Annotated in this window: 15 protein-coding genes; 7 read left to right on the top strand and 8 right to left on the bottom strand. The window is 65.1% G+C overall.

From position 1 onward, the window contains the following. Nucleotides 1–97 precede the first annotated feature (97 nt). Complete coding sequence (locus JAB6_RS20790; protein ID WP_034757382.1) at nt 98–1,180, bottom strand: calcium:proton antiporter; 1,083 nt, start codon at nt 1,178–1,180, stop codon at nt 98–100. Between the two features lie 304 nt (nt 1,181–1,484). Here JAB6_RS20790 and JAB6_RS20785 point away from each other — a divergent pair, with 304 nt between their 5' ends. Then, complete coding sequence (locus JAB6_RS20785; protein WP_070304343.1) at nt 1,485–1,829, top strand: hypothetical protein; 345 nt, start codon at nt 1,485–1,487, stop codon at nt 1,827–1,829. 6 nt (nt 1,830–1,835) lie between these two features. On the opposite strand, the gene JAB6_RS20780 is transcribed toward JAB6_RS20785, so the two are convergent. Both JAB6_RS20780 and JAB6_RS20775 read right to left on the bottom strand, forming a co-directional pair. Then, nucleotides 1,836–2,987: a diguanylate cyclase gene (locus JAB6_RS20780; protein WP_034757375.1), complete on the bottom strand. Its 1,152-nt coding sequence runs from the start codon at nt 2,985–2,987 to the stop codon at nt 1,836–1,838. A 37-nt stretch (nt 2,988–3,024) separates the two neighbouring features. After that, the gene (locus JAB6_RS20775) at nt 3,025–3,300 is read right to left on the bottom strand and encodes a hypothetical protein (protein ID WP_034757372.1); all 276 of its coding nucleotides are present in this window, start codon (nt 3,298–3,300) and stop codon (nt 3,025–3,027) included. Between the two features lie 157 nt (nt 3,301–3,457). On the opposite strand from JAB6_RS20775, the gene JAB6_RS20770 reads away from it, so the two are divergent. Together JAB6_RS20770 and JAB6_RS20765 are read left to right on the top strand one after the other, a co-directional pair. Further along, on the top strand, nt 3,458–4,234 hold the full coding sequence (locus tag JAB6_RS20770) for a transferase spermidine synthase (RefSeq protein WP_034757369.1): 777 nt from the start codon (nt 3,458–3,460) through the stop codon (nt 4,232–4,234). A gap of 154 nt (nt 4,235–4,388) precedes the next feature. Next, nucleotides 4,389–7,274 (top strand): EAL domain-containing protein, encoded by a 2,886-nt coding sequence (locus JAB6_RS20765; RefSeq protein WP_070304342.1) that lies wholly within the window; start codon nt 4,389–4,391, stop codon nt 7,272–7,274. A 16-nt stretch (nt 7,275–7,290) separates the two neighbouring features. On the opposite strand, the gene JAB6_RS20760 is transcribed toward JAB6_RS20765, so the two are convergent. From JAB6_RS20760 to JAB6_RS20745, 4 genes are all read right to left on the bottom strand, one after another. Next, a complete protein-coding gene (locus JAB6_RS20760; protein ID WP_070304341.1) occupies nt 7,291–8,172 on the bottom strand; it encodes a LysR family transcriptional regulator in 882 nt (293 codons plus the stop codon). Nucleotides 8,173–8,252: 80 nt separating this feature from the next. Next, complete coding sequence (locus tag JAB6_RS20755; RefSeq protein ID WP_070304340.1) at nt 8,253–8,870, bottom strand: hemolysin III family protein; 618 nt, start codon at nt 8,868–8,870, stop codon at nt 8,253–8,255. 101 nt (nt 8,871–8,971) lie between these two features. Next, nucleotides 8,972–10,447, bottom strand: coding sequence for an NYN domain-containing protein (locus tag JAB6_RS20750; RefSeq protein ID WP_083292861.1), 1,476 nt, complete (start codon nt 10,445–10,447; stop codon nt 8,972–8,974). Between the two features lie 111 nt (nt 10,448–10,558). Then, nucleotides 10,559–11,647, bottom strand: a complete 1,089-nt coding sequence (locus JAB6_RS20745; protein ID WP_254671720.1) for a dienelactone hydrolase family protein — start codon at nt 11,645–11,647, stop codon at nt 10,559–10,561. A 266-nt stretch (nt 11,648–11,913) separates the two neighbouring features. Here JAB6_RS20745 and JAB6_RS20740 point away from each other — a divergent pair, with 266 nt between their 5' ends. Next, a complete protein-coding gene (locus JAB6_RS20740) occupies nt 11,914–12,285 on the top strand; it encodes a flagellar basal body protein (RefSeq protein WP_034757354.1) in 372 nt (123 codons plus the stop codon). Nucleotides 12,286–12,301: 16 nt separating this feature from the next. Here the strand turns inward: JAB6_RS20740 and JAB6_RS20735 are convergent, their stop codons facing one another. Further along, nucleotides 12,302–12,910, bottom strand: coding sequence for a TetR/AcrR family transcriptional regulator (locus JAB6_RS20735; protein ID WP_070304338.1), 609 nt, complete (start codon nt 12,908–12,910; stop codon nt 12,302–12,304). A 140-nt stretch (nt 12,911–13,050) separates the two neighbouring features. Between JAB6_RS20735 and JAB6_RS20730 the strand changes: the two genes are divergently transcribed. Genes JAB6_RS20730 through JAB6_RS20720 form a run of 3 tightly spaced genes read left to right on the top strand, consistent with a single transcriptional unit; the run spans nt 13,051 to nt 15,912 of the window. After that, nucleotides 13,051–14,112, top strand: coding sequence for a sugar phosphate isomerase/epimerase (locus JAB6_RS20730; RefSeq protein WP_070304337.1), 1,062 nt, complete (start codon nt 13,051–13,053; stop codon nt 14,110–14,112). Nucleotides 14,113–14,125: 13 nt separating this feature from the next. Continuing rightward, nucleotides 14,126–14,986: an alpha/beta fold hydrolase gene (locus JAB6_RS20725; RefSeq protein WP_034757345.1), complete on the top strand. Its 861-nt coding sequence runs from the start codon at nt 14,126–14,128 to the stop codon at nt 14,984–14,986. Beyond that, nucleotides 14,983–15,912, top strand: coding sequence for an alpha/beta hydrolase (locus JAB6_RS20720; RefSeq protein WP_070304336.1), 930 nt, complete (start codon nt 14,983–14,985; stop codon nt 15,910–15,912). Before JAB6_RS20725 ends, JAB6_RS20720 begins: the two co-directional genes overlap by 4 nt. The last annotated feature ends 49 nt before the right edge of the window (nt 15,913–15,961 follow it).

Below are 15,961 nucleotides of genomic sequence, written 5' to 3'. Positions count from 1 at the left end.
GCGGAAGGAAGTTGTGGTTGAGAAGCGCAACTGTACGAAGGTACAGTGAGCATCGCAGGCCACAAATTCCGACGCGCAGTAGGTTTTGACAGGTGTTCTACGGCACGATGGTGGTAAATAAATACACGGCGAAAATCACCAGGTGCACCGTGCCCTGCATGACCGTGGTGCGGCCCGTGCCCAGCGACAGGGTGGCCACCATCAGCGACAGCAGCAGCAGCACCGTCGACTTGATATCGAGACCCAGGGTAATTGTCAGGCCCGTGGCCAGCGACACCACGACAACAGCCGGTATCGTCAGGCCGATGCTGGCCAGTGCGGAGCCGAGCGCCAGGTTCAGACTCGTTTGCAGGCGGTTGGCACGCGCGGCGCGCACGGCGGCCAGGCCTTCTGGCAGCAGCACGATGGCGGCGATGACGATACCGACCAGGGTTTTCGGCGCGCCCATGGCGGCAATCGCCGTCTCCAGCGCGGGCGCCAGCGACTTGGCCAGCAGCACCACGGCGCCCAGGCACACCAGCAGCGCGCCGGCGCTGACCCAGGCGACTGTTGGCGTGGGTGGCGCCGCATGCACCTCTTCATCACCGACGGCCTCCTTGGGCAGGAAGTAATCGCGGTGGCGCACCGTCTGCACCAGCACGAAGGTGCCATACAGGACGAGGGAAATGACGGCGATGAAGATCAGCTGGCTGGAATTGTAGAAGGGGCCGGCGGCGCTCGACGTGTAGTTCGGCAGCACCAGGGTCAGAACGGCGATGGCCGCCAGGGTGGCCAGCGAAGCGCTCACGCCCAGCAGGCCGAAGGTCTGCTCACGGTGGCGCCCTGCGCCCAGCAGCAAACAGATACCGACGATGCCGTTCAGGATGATCATGATGGCGGCAAACACGGTGTCGCGCGCCAGGCCCGTCGTTTCCGGTCCGCCTGCCAGCATCAGCGAGACGATCAGCGCCACCTCGATCAAGGTCACGGCCAGTGCCAGCACCAGGGTGCCGTACGGTTCGCCGATGCGGTGCGCCACCACTTCCGCGTGGTACACGGCGGCCAGCACGCTGCCGATCAGGCCAGCGACCAGCAGGATCTGGTAGGCGCCGCCGACATTGAAGGTGGAACCGAACAGGAACAGCCAGCCGGCAATCGGGGCGGCAAGCGGCCATACAGGCAGGGATTTAAGCATTTTCATTATGGGCCTGGCAAGAGTAAAAAAGGGGAACTGCGGTGTGGACAGCAAAGGACAACAAGGGCAGCCTGGCGTGCATGCCACAGCATAACTTGCCTAGCTTAAATGAAAGTTAGGGAATGCACATGTTCCGGTGAAGGCGCTCCACGCCTGGTTCACCGTTCAATCACCTTGCCGCGGCGCACGTGCTTGCTACCAGCAACTATAGTCCCTTTGGTAACATGCCGTTGCAATTTCCTTGTCTTTTTGCTTCCGGCTGCCGTCATAATGCAGGATCCGCCTTCGCGGCACCGACCAAGGACCAACCATGATTTCCATAAACAGCACAGCCATGCGCATGTTCTTCTTCGCGGGCAGCTTGCTGTGCGCCGCCGCGCACGCGGACACGCCGCCAGCGGACGCCGCGCAAGTTGACGCAGACTGGGCCACTGCGGCCGCGCCTGCAACAGCGTCAGAGTCACGCTGGCAAGACAGCCTGCCGCCCGCGCCGCCCGTGGCGCCACGCGAAGAAAAGATACTGCCCAAGAGCGAATGGCTGACCGTCGAGCCGATGAAAGCGCCTGACCGGCGCTGCGATCCGGGCCTCGATGCCCTGTTCCTGCCCAAGGAATGCGGCAAGGAACCGAGCTGGCTGGGCTCGCACAAGAAGTAATCCGATTTAAATATCGAGAGTGCTGGCAGCTTGCGCCTCGACGACGCGGTTGCGGCCCGCCTGCTTGGCCGATTGCAGCGCCTCGTCGGCCCGCTTGAACAGGCTGACGGTGCTGTCTTCGGCGCGGATGGTGGTCACGCCCAGGCTGGCCGTCAGCTGCAGCACGGCGCGCTCCGTCTTGACGGGCAGCGCTTCGACGGCGGCGCGGATGCGCTCGGCCACCATCAACGCATCGACCAGGGTCGTGCGCGGCAACTGGATGGCGAATTCGGCGCCGCCCAGGCGGCCCATCAGGTCGCTGTCGCGCAGTTGCTGGCGGCACGTGTCGACGATGGTTTTCAGCACCGCATCGCCCACGGGATGGCCATAGCTGTCGTTGACTCGCTTGAAGTGGTCGATATTGAGCACCACCAGCGCCGTCGGCAAACCGGGCCGGCGCGCCAGCGCCATCCATGGCGCCAGCGCCTGGTAAAAACCGCGCCGGTTCGGCACGCCCGTGGCCGCATCGAGCACTTCCAGACGCGCCAGCTCGCCGCCCAGTTTTTCACGCGACAGCAGCAGATAGCCGAAGGCGTTCGTCAGCATCATCAGGTACAGGGCGCCGAAGCCGGCCAGCTGCATCAGCTCCGCGTCAAAACCGGGGACGGCGGCGGCCAGCACACCGCGCGCGGCGATCAGCAGCGACAGGATGCCCATGCTGACGACGAGGAAGCGGCGCAGCATGCTCGCCTCGCGCCACTTCAGGCACAGGGCGGCCACGCCGGAGAGGAAGAAGCCGGCCACGATCAGCGAACCGCCGGCGCTGCGCAGCAGCGGCGCCACGTCGAACAGGTAGCAGGCGGCAAACAATCCCACCGACAGGCCCAGCGCCGGCAGAACGGTGCGGCGCCAGCCGCTGCGCCCGGCCGCCTGCCACAGCGCGCCCGCATCGAGCGCCATGCCGGCAAACAGCAGGCTGTTGCCAAGCAGGATGGAGAGGAAATCGGGCAGCACGCCGCGGAAATACAGCAGACACCAGGCCACGGCCTGGCATTGCTTGGCCACCGCCCAAGTGGACATGCTGAGCGACTTCTTGCGCTCGTACTCGAAGAAGAACAGGGCCGCGCACAGGCTCAGGTTGCCGAGCGCCAGGGCCAGTACCAGGGTCTTGATATCCATGGGCTACGCGATCGATGCGCAGGCGCGGCGCGCCAGGTCAGATTTCGTGTTCGACATTGGTGCTGCCGTCGCCGATCTTGCTGGCCCACGCCTGCACGAAATACTGCTTTTCCACTTCGCTGGGCGCCTCGTGCCAGAACACGATCAGGGTGCCCTTGTGGTCGTGGATCTGCGCCACTTTTTCAATGAATCCGACATTGGCGGCCTGGTCGGCCAGCGCCGCCGCGTAACCATACACGCGCGTCAGCCGCTCGATGCGGTCAGGCTCCGTGAAACTGTTCGTCGCCGTAATGATGGGGTGATCCAAAAACATGCTTGTCTCCATGGTGCCCGACTGCGCGGCCGTGCCGCCGCGCGCCGTACATATACGCATGCTCGGCGCGGATTAATCGGGTATGCTCACGGGAGCTTATCAGATTTCTCTGAATGCAACAAAGCATCTCCCCCAGCCTACTCAGCGAAGTCGTCCCATGCCGGAAAACAGAAGCACCACCCCACTTGCCCCGCAGGTGCACACCTGTGGCGACCGGCGCCGCCTGGAATTCCAGCCCGGCATGATCCAGAGCGAAATGCTGCTGTCACGCCCCGACCATCTGCTGCTGCGCTATGCGCGCGCGATGATGTGCTTTACGCTGTTCGTGCCGCGCCCGCGGCACATCCTGATGGTGGGACTGGGCGGCGGTTCGCTGCTGAAATTCTGCCACCGCCACCTGCCCGATACGCGCATCACGGTGCTGGAATTGCGCGCCGACGTGATCGCCCTGCGCGAGCAGTTCATGCTGCCGCCCGACGATGCGCGCCTGCGCATCATCGAGACGGATGCCGTCAGCTACATCCGCCAGCATCCGGGCTGCGCGGACGTGCTGCTGCTCGACGGCTACGACGAAACGGGCTTGCCGCCCGCCCTCGGCAGTGCGCGCTTCTATGCGGACTGCCTGCGCGCCCTGCTGCCCGGCGGCGTGCTGGTGGCCAACCTGTTCAGCTATGACGAGCATTACCCCGCCATGCTGGCGCGGCTGATGCTCACCTTCCGCGGCGCCGTCTGCCACTTCGACGGCATCGCCGGCAATAACCGCATCGTCTTCGCCGCCAAGCCCGGGCAGGACCCGGGCGCCGGCGGCCGCGCCGTGCGCGTGGTGCGCCTGGTGCGCTGGCGCCGGATGGCCGGCCTGGCGTTCCTGAACCGCTTTCTGCCGGCATGGCAATTGTGGCGTTTGCGCCGCCAGTCCGGCGCGGGCAGCGACTGAAAGTCATCTTCCCCGGCCAGAGATATTGTTGCTTATTTGCAGTGTTTTGGTGCAAAATCAGCATGCTGGATGTGGTTTATGACAAACTACGGCCTGCGTGGGGCCGGCAGGCGCTGCGGAACCCAAGTGACCATGAAGTGAGATAGGAAAAACCATGCTGCGTGGCCGCCTGCCATTGTCGATTTCCGCCGCGGCCGCGCTGACCTTTGCCTGCGGCGTCAGCGTGACGGCCGTGCTGTTCGCCGCCATCAGCCAGCTCGAATACGACAAGATGAGCCTGAGCCTGCAGCAGCGCGCCGGCGCCAGGGTGGCCGCCATCGAGCAGGGACTCGACGATGCGGTCGAGGTACTGACGACGACGAACCAGCTGTTTGCCGCCGTCGTGCCCGTCACGCGCGAACAGTTCCATGACTTCACCACGCCGTTGCTGCGGCGCCACCCGTTCATCCAGGCCTTCAATTTCCACCGCATCGTGCCGCATGCGCAGCGCGCCGCATTCGAAGCGGAGCTGCGGCGCATCGTGCCCGACTACGCCATGACGGAAATGCGCGACGGCGTCGTCGTGCCCGCGACGACGCGCGCCAGCTACCTGGTGGTTGACTACCTCGAACCCTTGCAGGGCAACGGCCCCGCCTTCGGCCTGAACGTCAGCCCGAACGGTGTGCTGGCGCGCGCGCTGGAACAGGCGATCATCAGCGGCCAGACCACCGCCACCGGCTTGCTGGCCCTGGCGCAGGGACCACGGCAAGGTTTCGTCATGGTGCATCCCGTGTACCGCCACGGCGCGCCCCTGCAGACGGTGCAGCAGCGGCGCGCGGCGCTGATCGGCGATACGGCGGCCGTCATCCTGGCCGGGGAACTGGTGCAGAAAATCCTCGCCGGCGCCGACCTGCTGGGCGACCCGCAGCTCGAACTGAGCGTCTACGCGGACGCCGGCGCCGACCCGCGCCAATTGATCTTCCGGCATGGCCAGGCGCCCGCCAACGAAGCTGGCGGCGCCTGGGAATCCTTGCCGCGCTGGCTGCACTTTGCCTACCACGACCATTATGACCGGGCCTTTACTTCCGCCGGCCGGCCCTGGCATGTGCGCGTGGTGGCCCATCCGCGCCCCTTCCTGGCCGACCATCTGGGCTCATTATTCACCGTGATCACGGGCTTGCTGTTCAGCTTGCTGACGGCCGCTTTCGTGCAGTCGCTGACGCAGCGCTCGCGCCGCGTACAGTTGCTGGTGGAGCAACGCACGGCCGACCTCAAGCGCAGCAACGAGCTGCTCAGCGCCGACGTGCGGGCGCGCCAGCGCACGGAGCGCGCCCTGCAGGAAAGCGAGAAGCGCTTCCGCCGCCTGCTGGCCCTGTCCTCGGACTGGTACTGGGAACAGGATGCCAACTTCTGCTTTACCCACATCACCAGCGGTTTCACGGACAAGTCGAACATGCCGCTGGAACGCTTCATCGGCATGACGCGCTGGGAAAACAATCCGGAGATGCGCAATTCGCGCTGGGGCAAGCAGCATATCGCCAACCTGGAAGCGCACCTGCCCTTTTCCAACCTCGAATATGCGATGCACGACCGCGACGGCCAGCTGCGCTGGTTCAGCATCAATGGCGAACCGCTGTTCAACGAACTCGGTGAATTCCGCGGCTACCGGGGCACGGGTTCCGAAATCACGGAACGCAAGCTGGCCGAGCAGCAAATCCAGCACATCGCCCACCACGACGTGCTGACGGGCTTGCCCAACCGCGCCCTGCTGCGCGACCGCCTGGCGCAGGCGATGGCCCTGTCGCGCCGCAAGAACCGCGCATTGTGGGTACTGTTGATCGACCTCGACCGCTTCAAGTTCGTCAACGACAGCCTCGGTCACAAGGCTGGCGACCTGCTGCTGAAAACCATCGCCACGCGCCTGCAGGCCAGCCTGCGCGAAAGCGATACGGTGGCGCGCCTGTCGGGCGACGAATTCGTCGCCATCCTGTGCGAACAGGCGGACGAAGTGCTCAGCAGCGCCATCGTGCAGCGCGTGATGGATGCCGTGGCCCAGCCGGTACTGTTGGATGGCAAGGAATTCTTCGTCACCTGCAGCATCGGCGTGGCCGTCTACGACATGTCGCGCTACGACGCGCCCGGCGACGTGACCCTGAATGGCGAGACGCAGAACCTGATCGAGCAGGCCGACATCGCCATGTACTGCGCCAAGAAACAGGGCCGCAACAACATCAAGTTCTACACGACGGCCATGAACCAGGCCACCCTGGAGCGCCTGCGCATCGAGACGGCGCTACGCAACGCGCTAGAACGCGAACAGTTCGTGCTGCACTACCAGCCGCAGGTGGACCTGGCCAGCGGGCGCATCGTCGGCGTGGAAGCGCTGCTGCGCTGGCAGCATCCGGACCTGGGCATGGTGGCGCCGCAGCGCTTCATCGCGCTGGCGGAAGACACGGGCCTGATCGTGCCGATCGGCGCCTGGGTCATGCGCGAAGCGTGCGCGCAGGTGAAACGCTGGCATGCGGCGGGACTCGATACCTTGCGCCTGGCCGTGAACCTGTCGGCGCGCCAGTTCAACGAGCCTAACCTGGTGGCATCGATCGCCGAAGTGCTGCTGGAAACGGGCTTGCCGCCCGCCTGCCTGGAGCTGGAACTGACGGAAAGCCTGTTCATGCACGACGTGGCGCTGGCCGTCAGCCAGCTGCACGACATGAAGGCGCTGGGGGTGCAGCTGTCGATCGACGACTTCGGCACCGGCTATTCCAGCTTCGCCTACCTGCGCACCTTCCCCATCGACGTGCTGAAGATCGACCGCAGTTTCGTCGGCGACGTGGCGCGCGACGCGGACGACGCGGCCATCGTCGTCTCCATCATCGCGCTGGCGCACAACCTGAAACTGCGCGTGGTGGCCGAAGGCGTGGAAACGGCCGAGCAGCTCGATTACCTGCGCCGCCATGGCTGCGACGAGGCGCAAGGCTATTACTTCAGCCACCCGCTGCCCGCGCATGAAGTGGAAGCGCTGCTGCATACGGCGGTGCAGGACAGCGGCGTCCTGACTTGAACATACGGCGCGGGCCTTACAGCTTGTGCTGCAGGAATTCGAGGAAGCAGCTGATGCGCTGCGCCAGCTGCGTGTTGCGGTAGTAGACGGCATGAATCTGCTGGCGATAGCCCGTATAGAACGGCTGCAGCACTTTCACCAGGCGGCCGGCCGCGATGTCGTCCTTCGTCATGAAGTCGGACAGGCAGACGATGCCCTGGTCGTGCAGGGCCAGCTGGCGCAGGGTTTCGCCGCTGGAGGCGGCCAGCGCGGGCACGATCTGCAGGCTGTTCCCCGCTTCGTGGCGCAGCGGCCAGTTGTTGCCCAGGTCATACTGGGCAAAGCCCAGCAGCGCGTGGCCGGACAGCGCTTCCGGCGTAGCCGGTTCGCCATGGCGCGCCAGGTAGGCGGGCGTGGCCAGCACGTGCAGCGGGCTGGCCGTCAAGGCGCGCGCATGCAGGGTCGAATCGACCAGGGCGCCGATGCGGATGGCGATATCGGTGCGGTGTTCGAGCAGGTCGGCGATCTGGTCGTTGCTGGTCAGTTCCAGACGGATGTCCGGGTACATGGCGCGAAATTCGGCCACGTGCGGCACCACGCAATGGAGCATGAAGGGTGAAGCGGCATCGACGGACAGGCGCCCGGCCGGCTTCTGGCGGCGGATGCGGATCGACTCTTCCACGTCTTCCATCGAGGCGAGAATGGCGCGCGCCTTGTCCAGGAACAGCTGCCCTTCTTCCGTCAGCTCCATGCGCCGCGTCGTGCGCGTCAGCAAGGAGGTGGCCAGCTTGTCTTCCAGCCGCGACAGGGCGCGGCTGACGCCCGACGTGGTTTGCCCCAGGTGCACGGCGGCCGCGCTCAGGGTGCCGCTGTCGATGACGGTGACGAAGATTTTCAGGTCGTCCGAATTGATATCCATTGTTGCCTTATTATTGCCTGCGTTTCACATATCGCGCCATTATAATGGAACCATAGCAACAGTGAGGGCAGGCAACAACGTCAGGCAACGTAGAACAAAATGGCGACAAAATGGCAGCTACTGCCGGCCAGCACGAACAGATGCCAGATGCCGTGGCCATGGCGCAGCTTGTGGTCGGTGGCATAGAAAGCGATGCCGCCCGTGTAGCACAGGCCGCCAGCCACCAGCCACAGGAAGCCTTTCCACTCGAGCGCCGCCAGCAGCGGCTTGATGCCGATGACGATCAGCCAGCCCATGGCCACGTAAATGACCAGCGACAGGATGCGCGCGCCTTTCGCGTACACATATTCCTGCACGATGCCAAACAGGGCCAGGCCCCAGACGACGCCGAACAGCGACCAGCCCCACGGCCCGCGCAGGGTCACCAGCATGAACGGCGTGTAGGTGCCCGCGATGAGCAGGTAGATGGCGCAGTGGTCGAGCCGCTGCAGCACGGCCTTGGCCTTGCCCCGCACGCTGTGGTACAGGGTGGACGTCAGATACAAGGTCAGCAGCATGGCCGCATACACGCTGCAGCTGACGATTTTCCACGGGTCGCCCGTGCGGGCCGCCACGACGATCAGGATGACGCCGCCGATGGCCGCCAGCGCGGCGCCCACCGTATGGGAGATGCTGTTGAAGCGTTCGCCGTGGTACATGGCTTAATACCGCTTTGCCAAGACGCAGCAGACACCCGGGGTCAGACCCGCCGGGACTCGGCGTCCCCGTCTGACCCCAGCCTTCCGCTGGGAGCGGTCAATCAAGCTTCTTCCGCCTTCTTGCGGGCAGGACGGCGCGCTGGCGTCTTGCGCGGCGCCTTGGCTGGCTTGTCTTCCGCTACAGGCGCGATTTCCACCGGTGCCGCTTCGACGACGGGAGCCGATTCCACGGCGTCAGCCGCCTTCTTGGCCGGCTTCTTCGCCGCTGCCGCCTTGCGGGCCGGCGTGCGCGGCTTGGCCTTCGGCTTCGCTTCGGCGACGGCTTCCACGATCGCTTCAACTACCGGCTCAGGCATGGCTTCCACAGCAGCGACTTCGACAACTTCGGCGCGCGCTTCGCGGGCGCCATCGCCATTCTTGCGGCCGCCACGGCCATTGCGGCGCGAACCGCGCTTGGCGTTGCCTTCTTCGGCCATTACTTCCACAACCTCGGCTACCTCGTGCCGCACCTCCGGCTGCGGCGCCGGCGCATACTGCTCGACGACTGCTTCGGCGTCGGCCACCGGCACGAAGGCCTGTGGCGCGGACTCGCCGCGGCGTTGTTCGTTCTGCTTGCGGCCGCCACGTCCATTGCGGCGCGAATCGCGGCGGCTGCCGCCTTCGCGCTGATTGCCCTCTTCCGCCGCCAGGCCGGTCTCGCCGGTGACGATGGCTTCGCTGGCCACTTCGCCGTTCACGGGCGCGGCGACAGGCACCAGGCCGCTGCTGCGGTAGACATAGGCGCCCGATTTTTCATCGCGGCCAAATTCCAGCAAGCCGCGCGTCTGCGCTTCTTCCAGCAGATTGCCGAAGGTGCGGAAACCGTAGTACGACTCGCTGAAGTCCGGCTTGCGGCGCTTGATCGCTTCTTTCAGCATCGAGGCCCAGATCTTGCCGCTGTCGCCGCGCTCCGAGACCAGCGCGTCGAAGGTGGCAACGGCCATCTCGATCGCTTCCGTCTTGCGCGACTCGTATTTTTCCTTGCGGCGCACTTCTTCGTCGGGCGAACGCTTGGCGGCCGGGGTTTCGCGCGCATCACGCTTGGCGGCCGTGCGGCGGCTCTCGCGCACCAGGTCATCGTAGAAAATGAATTCGTCGCAGTTGGCCACCAGCAGGTCGGAGGTCGACTGCTTGACGCCTACGCCGATCACCTGCTTGGCGTTTTCGCGCAGTTTCGACACGAGCGGCGAAAAGTCGGAATCGCCGCTGATGATGACGAAGGTGTTGACGTGGGCCTTGGTGTAGCACAGGTCCAGCGCATCGACCACCAGGCGGATGTCAGCCGAATTCTTGCCGGACTGGCGCACGTGGGGAATTTCGATCAGCTCGAAGTTCGCCTCGTGCATGGTGCCCTTGAAACTTTTATAACGGTCCCAGTCGCAATATGCCTTCTTGACAACGATGCTGCCCTTGAGCAGCAAGCGTTCGAGGATGGGCTTGATATCGAATTTTTCGTAATTTGCATCTCGCACGCCGAGCGCGACGTTCTCGAAGTCGCAAAACACGGCCATGCTGAGGTTTTCTGGGGATGACGCCATAGGGGTGAATTCTCGCTGATGATAAGGGCGGACGGGAAGCGCAACGCCTCCCTTTTCCCCTAGTATATTCGCCCATCCCCCGTTTCGGCGACAACTATCGTGCGCGGCGGCCTATTGCGCGCCGCCGGCGGCGCTCGCGCTGGCGCCGCCGACGGGCCAGACGACGCTTTCATCGACCGAATACAGCTGGCACGGCAGGCTGCTGCGCCGCTGGCACGAAGCGAGGGCGCGCACGTCGGGGCTTTCGCCCTCCTCGGCCCAGGCCCAGGCACCGCTGGCCGACAGGGCAAAGGCGCGCGGCGCGGTTTTCTCGAGGAAGTCGCGGTAGCCCGCGCGGCCCTGCTCTTCCAGATACGGCACGGCGGCGATATCGTCCTGCGGCGCGAAATGCGTGGCGGGCGGCGACGGCGCATCGGCCACGCGGTAGACCTGGCGCACCGGCATGCCGATTTTCTGCAGGAAGCGCTCGGTCGCAGGCAGCCACACGGCCACCCCATCGCGGCTGCCCAGGGTCAGGTGGGCGTCGCGCTTGAACGGGCCATAGGCGACCAGTTGCGCCTGGCCGCCGGAACCCGTGAACGAGCGAAACAGCCGCTGCGCCAGAACCGGCCCGAAATAGGAATCGTTGGCGCCATACAGCCACAGGCTGGGAATGTGGTTGTAGGCGCCCAGGGTGGCGAAGGTCTTGGCCAGCGCCCCTTGCCAGTCGCAGCCGGGCATGTCGACGCGCAAGCCGCCGGAAAAATTGAGCACGCCGCGCACGCCGGGCACCACCCGGGTGGCCAGCGCCAGCGCCGCCATGCCGCCATACGACTGTCCCGCGACGACGATGCGCTGCGGGTCGACCCAGCTCTGGCGGCGCGCATACGCGAGCGCGGCCAGCATGTCGCGCGCCTGGCCCTGCGCGTTGCCCAGCATGTCGCAGCCGAAATCGCGGTAGGCGCCCGTGGAACGGGCAAAGCCGGCGCGCATGGGCAGCATCACCGCATAGCCGCGGCGCACGAATTCCGTGGCCATATAGATAAAGCGCTCGCGCTGCTGCAACCGGGCCGGGCCGGCCTGCTTGCCATGATTCATCAGCAGCAGGGGGAACGGGCCGGGGCCGGCGGGACGAAACACCGTCGTCTCCAGCACCTCGCGCAAACCGTCGCCGGCCGGCACCATAATGACTTGCTCGTTCAGGCGTGCGTCGAGCGGCAAAGGCGAGGGGACAAGCTGGGCTTTCAGTGGCAGACAAGGCAGGCTGAGCAGCAAACCCAGCAAAATGGGGCGAAACAGGTGAAAAATGGCGGACTCCGTGGATGACTTCCCTGCCAGTCTAGACAGTGAAATGCCACAGAACAATATAAAAAAATTACGTGACGCACATATTTTTTACGGCAACCACCTGGGGAAAAATTGTTGCCTTGCACCAACCACTTTTCCTGTTGACGGGAGTACACTGGGCGCATACTGAAGGAGTTGCCATGTCCATATCCGCCCTTACCACCGGTACCTCGGGGCTGACCGCCAACCAGCGCGCGCTGGATGTGGCCGCCAACAATATCGCCAATGCGAATACGCCGGGCTTCCAGCCGCAGCAAGCCCAGTTCCAGGAAGCCAGCCCGGCCGGCACGGGCGTCACCCTGTCCGTCGAAGGACGCAAGCTGGCCGCCAGCGAAAGCGTCAGCGGCGCCAATGCGAATGCGGCCAAGGCGGCCGAAAGCCGGCCGAACGGCGTGGGCCTCGCGTCCGAACTGACGGATAACCTCGTCTACAAGGCCGGTTTTAATTTATCGGCGAATGTCGTCAAGGCAGCCGACCAGGCCTTGGGCAGCCTGATCGACGTCAAGACTTGAACCTGAAGGCTATCGATTAGGTAGCCTGGTTTTTCATTTCCAGCACCAAAGGCGCCATCGCCGGCCGTATCAGCGCCAGCAGCCGCTCGGCGGGAATGCCGTCGCGCGCCTGCACCGACAAGCCATGCAGCAGCGCCGCATAATAGTCGCCCAGCGCCTGCACGTCCGCTTCCCCTTTCAATTCTCCCGCCAATTGCGCCGCGCGCAGGCGCTCGATGACGGCTTGCGTGCGCGCGCGGCGGTGCTGCGCCAGCCAGTCGGCGATGCCCGAGTTTTCCGCGCTCGTGTTGGTGGCGGCCGTGACCACCATGCAGCCTTGCGGCTGGCCGCTGCGCGTGTACAGCAGCACGGCTTCTTCCAGCATGCGCGCCACCGCGTCGCGCACATTCAGGCTGGCGGCCAGCGCGTGCACGGCGAACGCGCCTTCGCCCGTTTCATACAGTTCCACGGCTTCGCGGAACAGCTGCTCCTTCGAGCCGAAGGCCGCGTAGATGCGCGCCGAGGCGATGCCCAGCGCCGCCACCAGGTCGGCCATCGACACGCCCTCGTAGCCGCGCATCCAAAACGCGTCGCGCGCTTTTGCCAGCGCCAGCGCGCGGTCGAATTCCCTCGGTCTTCCTGCCATTTCTATCCTCTGCTTGCGAACTGGCGGCCAGTATAACGCCTGGCGCCGACGGTGCGTTCGCCAATTATTTTGCATGACCGCCTTGACCGCGCAAAAAATTTCGCCTATTCTTTGTCGATCGACAAACAATAGGAGCCGATATGAAAACCATTCAAGGACCGAGCCTGCACCTGGCCCAATTCGCCGCCGACACGGCGCCCTTCAACACCCTGCCCGCCATCGCCGAGTGGGCGGCCGGCATGGGCTTCAAGGCCCTGCAGATTCCTGCCTGGGATGCGCGCCTGTTCGACGTGGCGCAGGCCGCACACAGCCAGCAATACTGCGACGATCTGGTCGCCATGCTGGCCGGCCATGGCCTCGTCATCAGCGAACTGACGACGCACATCTTCGGCCAGCTGGTGGCCGTGCATCCGGCCTATGACGCGCTGTGCGACAGCTTCGCGCCGGCACACCTGCATGGCCAGCCAGAAGCGCGCACGGCGTGGGCCATCGAGCAAGTCAAGCTGGCGGCCATGGCGTCGAAACGCCTGGGCCTGACCGACATGGGCACGTTTTCCGGCTCCTTCGCCTGGCCCTACCTGTTCCCGTTCCCGCAGCGCCCGCCCGGCCTGATCGAAACGGCCTTCGACGAACTGGCGCGCCGCTGGCTGCCCATCCTCGACGTGTGCGAAGAACAGGGCGTCAACCTGTGCTATGAAATCCACCCGAGCGAAGACCTGCATGACGGCATCAGCTTCGAGATGTTCTACGAGCGCGTGGGCCGCCACCCGCGCTGCAAGATGCTGTTCGACCCCAGCCACTTCGTGCTGCAGCAGCTGAACTACCTGGAATTCATCGACATCTACAAGGACCACATCCGCATGTTCCATGTGAAGGATGCGGAGTTCAATCCGACGGGCCGGCAAGGCATCTACGGCGGCTACCAGTCGTGGGAAAACCGCGCCGGGCGTTTCCGCTCGCTGGGCGATGGCCAGGTCGACTTCAAGGCGATCTTCTCGAAGATGGCGCAAAACGACTACGCGGGCTGGGCCACGCTGGAATGGGAGTGCTGCCTGAAGGACCAGGAGGTGGGCGCGCGCGAAGGCGTGGCCTTCATCAACGCCCACATCATTCCTGTGACCGACAAGATCTTCGACGACTTCGCCGGCGCCCCCGTCAGCGCGCAACAGATCCATCAATTGCTGGGCATCCGGCACAACTAATCAAGGAAACCCTATGAACGACTTCATTCACGACTACGTCCGCATCGACGGCCAGCGCCTCCATTGCGTCATCGCGGGTACCGGCAACGGCAAACCCGTGCTGCTGATCCCCGGCTGGCCGCAGACCTGGTATGCGTGGCGCCACGTGATGGCGGCGCTGGCCGCCAGCGGCTACCGGGCCATCGCCATCGATCCGCCGGGGAGCGGTCATTCGGACCGCCCGGCCGGCGGCTATGACACGGGCGCCGTGGCGACCACCCTGCACCGCGCCATGCTGGCCCTGGGCCATGCGCAGTACGACGTGGTCGGCCACGACATCGGCATGTGGGTCGGCTATGCGCTGGCCAGCGACTTCCCGCAAGCCGTGACGAAACTGGCGCTGACGGAAGCCGTCATTCCCGGCCTGGCGCCCGCGCCGCCGATTTTTGTTGCGCCGTCCGACAATATCTTCCTGTGGCACTTCATGTTCAACCAGGTGCTCGATTTGCCGGAGATGCTCACGGCGGGCAAGGAGCGCGAGTACATTCGCTTCATTTTCGACCGCTGGTCGTACCGCCGCGACAAGGTGGCCGTCGACGTGTATGCGGATGCCTACGCCACGCCGGGCGCCCTGCGCGCCGGTTTCGCCTACTACCGCGCCATTCCCGAAACCATCAAGCAAAACCTCGAGCGGGCCAAGCGCAGCCTGGCCATGCCCGTACTGGCCATCGGCGCCGACCATGCGACCAACGACGCGCCCCTGCTGACCATGCAGGGCAAGGCGGACAATCTGCAAGGCGCCATCGTCGCCGAATGCGGCCACTTCATCATGGAAGAACAGCCGGAAGCATTCATCGCCCACCTGCTGCCCTTCCTGGCCGGAGAGCTGGCGTGAGCCTCGATCCGCTGATCGCCGCCTGGCTGGAGGAAACAAAGGATACGCCGCCGCCCGCCTCGCTGGCAGCGCTGCGGGCGGCCACGGAAACGGGACTGCGCCAGCTGCACGGGCCATTGGAAGACGTCGCGGCCATCAAGGATTACGTGCTGCCCGGCGACAATGCACTCACCGTGCGCGCCTATGTGCCGGCTGGCGCGGATACGGCCACGAAGTCACCGGCCATCGTCTTTGCGCATGGGGGAGGATGGTGTCTGTGCTCGCTGGACCTGTACGACAATCCGTGCCGCGCGCTGGCCAACGCCACCGGCTGCGTGATCTTTTCCGTCGACTACCGGCTGGCGCCCGAGCACAAGTTCCCCGTGCCGCTCGACGATTTTTACCGGGCAGTGTGCTGGGTCGCCGAACATGCGGCGGCGCTGGGCATCGATGTGCGGCGGCTGGCCGTGGGCGGCGACAGCGCGGGCGGCAACCTGGCGGCGGCAGCGGCCTTGATGGCACGCGACCAGGCCGGGCCCGCGCTGGCGCACCAGTTGCTGCTGTACCCGGCCCTCGATTTCGCCTTCGACACAGCTTCGTATCAGCGCCATGCGGAAGGCTTTTCGCTGACACGGGAAGCCATGCGTTTTTGCTGGTCCGCCTACCTGAACGAACCGGCCGATGGCATGCATCCGTACGCAGCGCCGCTGCGGGCCGCTTCGCTCAAGGACTTGCCGACGGCGACGGTGCTCGTATGCGAATACGACCCGCTGCATGACGAAGGCGTCGCGTATGCGCGGCGGCTGCGCGACGATGGCGTAGAGGCCGAATGCGTGCAGCTCGACGGCATGATCCATGCGGCTATGCACATGCCGGGCTTGACGCCAGCAGCGCGGGGATTGTTCGACGTGGCAGGCCAGGCGATGCGAACAGCGCTGGGAGTGTAATAAAAATCCGCCGCCGGGGATGGCTCCACGGCGGCGGCCTGCTGCGCCG

This window comes from Janthinobacterium sp. HH104, assembly GCF_001758715.1.
GTDB lineage: Bacteria > Pseudomonadota > Gammaproteobacteria > Burkholderiales > Burkholderiaceae_D > Janthinobacterium > Janthinobacterium aestuarii.
Note: the sequence above shows the minus strand (reverse complement) of the source record. Positions and strands in the feature narration are given on the sequence as shown.